Genomic DNA, 6148 nt, shown 5'->3' with positions numbered 1-6148 from the left:
CTGACACGGAATTCCACTGGTTTTTAGGATTTTTATCAGACTAACTTCCACTTCTACTAACAGCGGAACTTCGTTTGGGAATTTAGCTAACGTAGACAATTCCCAACTTCCCAAAGGCCACATCCCCACGGATAATCAAAGTTTTACTGGTTGGAGCTAGAGAAGTATCTGCCTTGGCTACACCACAGAAAGTTTCCACCTTCAAATCCACTCGCCAATGTTGGGGAACATAGATAACTGCATTGCCAAAACCAACTTCTACTTTCAGGGTTGCAGTATCTCCTAAAATCTCTGCATTGTCGTAATATATCTTAGCATTGCCAAAACCAACTTCTACTTGGTCATCTACCAATTCTTGGTTTTGCTTGTAGAAAGTCCCCGTTCCAAAAGCGACTTCCTTGTCTGTAAGAATGGTCTTTTCACCATCATACCACCATTTTTTCCCATTCCAAGTTCTGTTAGAATGAGTAAGTGCGTTGACACCCAGTACGATTAAAATACTAGCCCAGAATAGTGACTGATTTGGAATCGGTAAAATATCATAAAAGTGGTTAGCAATCATTAAGGCTACTAGAGCTGTAAAAGAGGCTGAAGTTAAGTGGCGACGCAACAAAGCTCCGACTGATTGGTAGGCAAAAAAAGCAATACCAATCAAGGGCCAAATTTGCCCCCCCAGAGAAGGTATTCCAAAATTCCCCTGCAATAATACTAAAGCCGCCAAAACAAGCAATACAATACCAAATGCTTTCTTTTTCATCTTATTACCTCATGTTTCTTAGATTTTCTTTTAGGAGGGATTGATAATGTCGTGAGACATGAACCTCCTTGTGGGTCTGATAAAAGGAAATGGTCCCCGTTCCTGAAAAGGACTTATCCACCGAATAGATTTGCCGAATATTAGCGATAGTTGACTTGGATACTCGACTAAAATAGCGAGGAAGGATAGACTCTAACTCATAGAGTTTGAGCCGAACTTCATAGGCATCTTTATGGGTATGGGCATAAATCTTGCTACCTTCCGTCTCAAAGAAGAGAATTTCCGACAAATCCAGATAATATTCACCCGTCCCCTTGTAAAAAATCAACCGAGGAGACTTGGACTCTTGCAAGAGGCGCTGTAAATCCGCAATCTCATCTGTCAAAGCCGCTGCCTTGATGACAATTTCAGTTTCCTCTAAATTGCTGTCAATTTCGATTCGTAACTTCATTCCATCTCCTTTCTGACTCTACTATATCAAAGCTAAAATAAGAAAACAAGAGCAAAAAAGCAAGTGGTTACTTTAGACCCGTAAGTGGTTCTAGGATTAGCTTAACTTACAAATCAAAATAGAAAGAAAATCACACCCCACACAAGACCACAAATATAACCAACTACTACATCCTTGGGATAATGCACGCCACCTAAGACTCTCAATAGACCTAGGAAGGCTGATAATGTCAAACAAATCATCCCCATAGTTAGACTAGCATGCAAGCAAGCCATGGAAATAATGGTTGCTGAAAATACATGACGGCTGGGCATAGACTGACCAGGACTATCTCTGTCAAGCAAGGGTTTAATATCCCATTCCTCATAAGGCCTAGGGGCATTAATTTTCTTACGAAGAAAGGACAAAATCACAAAACCTGATGCAGGGATAAACACATACATCAAGACCTGTTTCCCAAATCCTTCTCGGAAATAGGTAGTGGCTAATAAAGTTAGATAAACTATAGGCATAACTACGGTCATCAACCGATTGAAAGTTCTTAACAGTCTCAGAAGAAAGGGCTTATTTTCAATCTTACCAGCGATGTGGTTATACCATTCTTGATAATTTTTCATATATTTTCTCATCACTTACTCAAATTTTACTTGCAGGGAAGCACTTGTCTTCTAGTATAGTGCAGAAAAAGAAGGCCGTCAAGCCTTCTTTGGGTTTATTCTTCTGCTTCATCTTCTGTAAATTGACTGTTGTAGAGGTCAGCGTAGAAACCAGCTTGCATCATTAGCTCGTCATGATTTCCTTGCTCGATGATATTTCCATCCTTCATAACCAGAATCAGATCAGCATTTCGGATGGTTGACAAGCGGTGGGCGATGACAAAGGAAGTTCTGCCCTCCATCAATCGGTCCATAGCTTTCTGGATTAATTCCTCTGTACGGGTATCAACAGAAGAAGTCGCCTCATCTAGGATTAGGAGTGGTGCATCTTTCAGCAAAGCACGAGCAATGGTCAAGAGTTGTTTTTGTCCGACAGACAATGTCACTGTATCATCCAAGACGGTATCATAACCATCTGGTAGTGTCATAATAAAGTGGTGAATCCCTACAGCCTTGCTAGCTTCAATCACGCGCTCATCACTAATACCTGTTTGGTTATAGATGAGATTATCTCGGATAGTGCCTTCAAAGAGCCAGGTGTCCTGCAAGACCATTGAAAAGGCATCGTGTACTTCCGAACGCTTCATCTCCTTGGTATCCACGCCATCAATGCGGATACTTCCCTTATCAATCTCATAGAACTTCATCAAAAGATTGACAATAGTTGTCTTACCAGCCCCAGTCGGTCCGACAATTGCAACTTTTTGACCTGCATGAGCGGTCGCAGAAAAGTCATGGATGATGGTTCGCTCTGGTGTATAACCAAAGGAGACTCGATCAAAGACTACTTGACCTTTCATATCGCTCAATTGTCTTTCTTTATGGGATTCATCTTCCATCTCCTCTTCAGCTAGGAATTCGAAGACACGTCCCATGGCTGCACTAGCCTGCTGCAAACTAGTAATCCCTTGAGCGATTTGTGAAAGAGGCTGAGAAAAGATACGAACGTAGGCCATAAAGGCAACGATAATCCCGATACTGATGTGCCCATTTAAGGCCAAGGCTGCACCAACGATAATCACTAAGGCATAACTAAAAATCCCAATAAACATCATAATCGGCATCATAATCCCTGAAATAAACTGAGATTTCCAGATACTGTCATACAAACGATTATTTAATGTCGTAAATTCTTCTTTCGTGCTCTCGATAGCATTGTAACTGGTCACCACATTATGGCCAGAGTACATTTCCTCCACATAACCATTTACAGCTGCCAAATCCTGTTGCTGACTCTTAAAGAATCCCTGTGATTTGCCCATAAAGACAGACACGAAAGCAAAACCAATAAGGGTTGAAACAACCGTCACCAAGGCTAAAATCCAGTTCATGCCAAACATGGTTACTAAGACCGCCACGACCAGTAAACTAGATGAGAGAACTGTTCCTAAACTTTGATTGAGGGACTGGGCTGCAGTGTCAACGTCATTGGTTACACGAGACAAAGTATCCCCCTGAGAGTGTCCATCAAAATATCCCAATGGTAGGCGATTGATTTTCTCTGCAATAGCTCTTCTCAAACGCTCTGAAAAACGTTGAATGGCTGTTGTAAACAGAAAGGCCTGCAAATAATTGGATAGGAGTCCAATCACATAGATGACGGCCAAAAAACCACCAATAGCTGCAACCGCCGCGACATCCACACTTGTTTCCAGACCACTTGCAATGATATTGGTCATTTCCTTGATACGGGTTGGACCATATACAGTAATGATATTGGATACGATTGTTGCTAGAAAGGCGATTAGAAGGGCAAACTGGAGACCTGCAAGATAAGGTTTACTCTGTTTCCAAAGAGACATTTTCTTATTTTCCATGTTCCAATTCCTCCTTCGATAATTGTGAATAAGCAATTTCTTGGTAAACTTCGTTATTAGCTAGAAGTTCCCTGTGGGTGCCTTGTCCCACGACTTTCCCTTGATCCAAGACCAAAATCAAATCTGCATCCATAATCGTTGAAATACGCTGTGCGACGATAAGCTTGGTCATAGACTTGGTTCTCTCTGCTAGCTCTTGGCGTAGGACACGGTCTGTCTTGTAGTCCAAGGCTGAGAAGGAGTCATCAAAGATGAGGATTTCTGGCTTCCGAGCCAAGGCACGCGCAATTGCCAGACGCTGTCTTTGGCCGCCTGAGAAGTTGGTCCCTCCTTGGGCCACTTCTGAGACCAAGCCCGCTTCCTTGTCTTCGATAAAGTTCTTAGACTGAGCCAATTCCAGAGCCTGCCACATAGCCTGCTCACTAAGCGGTGTTTCTTGACTCTGTCCAAAGTCTAAATTGCCCTTGACATCACCTGAAAAGAGAACCGCTTTCTGAGGAATATAACCAACCTTGTTGCGCAAATCTTCTAAGGCATAGTCTTGAACATTGACACCGTCCACCAGAATTTCTCCTTCTGACACATCGTAGAAACGTGGAATCAGATTGACAAGAGTTGATTTACCAGAACCTGTTGACCCAATAAAGGCCACTGTTTGACCAGCTTCTGCTCTAAAGCTAACATGCTCGATAACTGCCTCCGAATTTGCCGCATAGCGGAAGGTCACATCCTTAAACTCGACCTGACCTTTGAGATTTTCATCAGCCAGCTGCACTTGAGCAGGGTTTTGGATAGAAGAATGCAAATCTAAAACTTGATTAATCCGCTTGGCAGAGACCATAGTTCGGGGAAGAACGATGAAGAGCGCCCCCATGAGAAGGAAGCCCATGACAACCTGCATGGCATAAGACATGAAAACAATCATGTCACTAAAGAGAGGCAGACGCGCTGTTGGAGCAGCATCGTTGATTACATAGGCCCCAATCCAGTAAATCGCCACACTTAAACCACTTGAAATTCCCATCATAATAGGATTTAAAATGGCCATAAGACGGTTGACAAACAAATTCAAGCGTGTCAGCTCATCATTTGCTGCAGCAAATTTTTCATTTTGATATTCTTCAGCATTGTAGGCGCGAACGACACGAATACCTGTTAAACTCTCACGAGTGATACTGTTCAGTTTATCAGTCAGGCTTTGAATCAAGGACTGTTTTGGAAAGGCTAACGTCATCAAAACGGTCGTCATCAAAACATTGACAACCACTGCTACAAGAACGGCCCAGAGCCAGTATTCTGAATGGCCTAAAATCTTCCCGATAGCCCAAATAGCCATAATCGGACCACGCGTCACCACTTGCAAGCCCATGGTAATCAACATCTGAACTTGAGTAATGTCATTGGTGGTACGAGTTAAGAGACTAGGAATAGAGAATTTCTTAATCTCTGTCTGCGAGTAATCCAAAACTCGGTTAAAAATATCACTTCTCAGCCTACTAGTGTAAGAAGCAGCCACTCTGGATGCAAAAAATCCAACTGCGACTGCGGACAAGAAGGCAAAAAAGGACATTCCGACCATCATACCTGCTGGTTGCCATAACTCATCCAAGTTGGTTCCTTGACTTCCCAGCAAATCCGTAATTTTCGAGATATAGGTCGGCACTTCTAACTCTAGATAGACCGAAAAGCAAGTAAAGAGAATGGCTAGAAAAATCATCCCACATTCTTTTCTACTAATTCGTTTGGCTAATTTCTTCATTCTCTCCTCCTATTCTCTTGATATTTTCCTGTAGTTGAGCAAGGACTTTCTCAAAAATCAGTAATTCGCCTTCATCTACATCTGCCAACAACTGCTTGTCTATGCGTTCAAAAAAGGCCTTAACCTGTTGCATCTGAGAACGTGCTTTGTCCGTCAAACGAACAAATTTTGCCCGCTTATCGCTAGGACTCGCCTCCAATTCTACCAAACCATTTTGCACCATACGCTTAACCAGGTTACTAGCAACAGATTTGGTAATATTGAGTTCCTGCTCGATATCCTTAATCAGAACCAGTTCCTCTTTTTGTTCACAATGATCTAAAAAACGCACAACCTGCCCTTGCGGTCCACCCATAAATTCAATGCCACAACGCTTGGCTTTCTTTTGCACCATCAGGTGAATCTGATGACCAAAACTCTTAAAGACTAACATCGGTTTATCCATACTAACTCCTTTCTAACTATCACATTTAGTTCTCCTAGGAACTAAATAAGTTTTCATGAGAACTATTTTATCACTTTGAAAAGAGATGTCAAGAAAAAAGTTTCCTAGAGAACTATTTTCTTGATTAAAAAAATCCCAAGTGATTTTCTCACTTAGGATCATGTTTTCGGCTCTATAATATTTGTAGTGGGTAAATCCCCTATGGATATTATGGAGCCTATTTTGTTGTAGAAAAAAAGTCCCATAAGATCTATAATGAAAAG

Annotated in this window: 6 protein-coding genes; all 6 read right to left on the bottom strand. The window is 41.9% G+C overall.

Annotated features, from left to right (window positions below):
- Positions 1–82: 82 nt before the first annotated feature.
- The gene (locus CJ239_RS11400) at positions 83–757 is read right to left on the bottom strand and encodes a LiaF domain-containing protein (RefSeq protein WP_102211634.1); all 675 of its coding nucleotides are present in this window, start codon (positions 755–757) and stop codon (positions 83–85) included.
- A 4-nt stretch (positions 758–761) separates the two neighbouring features.
- Positions 762–1208: a LytTR family DNA-binding domain-containing protein gene (locus CJ239_RS11395; protein ID WP_102211633.1), complete on the bottom strand. Its 447-nt coding sequence runs from the start codon at positions 1206–1208 to the stop codon at positions 762–764.
- A 113-nt stretch (positions 1209–1321) separates the two neighbouring features.
- Positions 1322–1825 carry a phosphatase PAP2 family protein gene (locus tag CJ239_RS11390; RefSeq protein WP_180958284.1) on the bottom strand — a complete coding sequence of 168 codons (504 nt, stop codon included), beginning with the start codon at positions 1823–1825 and terminating at the stop codon, positions 1322–1324.
- A gap of 95 nt (positions 1826–1920) precedes the next feature.
- On the bottom strand, positions 1921–3681 hold the full coding sequence (locus CJ239_RS11385) for an ABC transporter ATP-binding protein (RefSeq protein WP_102211631.1): 1761 nt from the start codon (positions 3679–3681) through the stop codon (positions 1921–1923).
- Entirely contained in the window at positions 3671–5440 is a 1770-nt protein-coding gene (locus CJ239_RS11380) for an ABC transporter ATP-binding protein (protein WP_102211630.1), read from the bottom strand. Before CJ239_RS11380 ends, CJ239_RS11385 begins: the two co-directional genes overlap by 11 nt.
- Positions 5415–5885 carry a MarR family winged helix-turn-helix transcriptional regulator gene (locus tag CJ239_RS11375; RefSeq protein ID WP_102211629.1) on the bottom strand — a complete coding sequence of 157 codons (471 nt, stop codon included), beginning with the start codon at positions 5883–5885 and terminating at the stop codon, positions 5415–5417. The genes CJ239_RS11380 and CJ239_RS11375 overlap by 26 nt, the downstream gene beginning before the upstream one ends.
- Between the last annotated feature and the right edge of the window lie 263 nt (positions 5886–6148).

It is taken from the genome of Streptococcus sp. UMB0029 (assembly GCF_002871495.1).
In the GTDB taxonomy this organism is placed as follows: domain Bacteria; phylum Bacillota; class Bacilli; order Lactobacillales; family Streptococcaceae; genus Streptococcus.
The sequence above is the reverse complement of the archived record's forward strand: the minus strand, read 5'-3'. Positions and strand labels throughout refer to the sequence as shown.

What these genes read in the sequence shown, in the direction of transcription:
- CJ239_RS11400 (WP_102211634.1), bottom strand. Translation starts at nt 757, where the DNA reads ATGAAAAAGAAAGCATTTGGTATTGTATTGCTTGTTTTGGCGGCTTTA.
- CJ239_RS11395 (WP_102211633.1), bottom strand. Translation starts at nt 1,208, where the DNA reads ATGAAGTTACGAATCGAAATTGACAGCAATTTAGAGGAAACTGAAATT.
- CJ239_RS11390 (WP_180958284.1), bottom strand. Translation starts at nt 1,825, where the DNA reads ATGAAAAATTATCAAGAATGGTATAACCACATCGCTGGTAAGATTGAA.
- CJ239_RS11385 (WP_102211631.1), bottom strand. Translation starts at nt 3,681, where the DNA reads ATGGAAAATAAGAAAATGTCTCTTTGGAAACAGAGTAAACCTTATCTT.
- CJ239_RS11380 (WP_102211630.1), bottom strand. Translation starts at nt 5,440, where the DNA reads ATGAAGAAATTAGCCAAACGAATTAGTAGAAAAGAATGTGGGATGATT.
- CJ239_RS11375 (WP_102211629.1), bottom strand. Translation starts at nt 5,885, where the DNA reads ATGGATAAACCGATGTTAGTCTTTAAGAGTTTTGGTCATCAGATTCAC.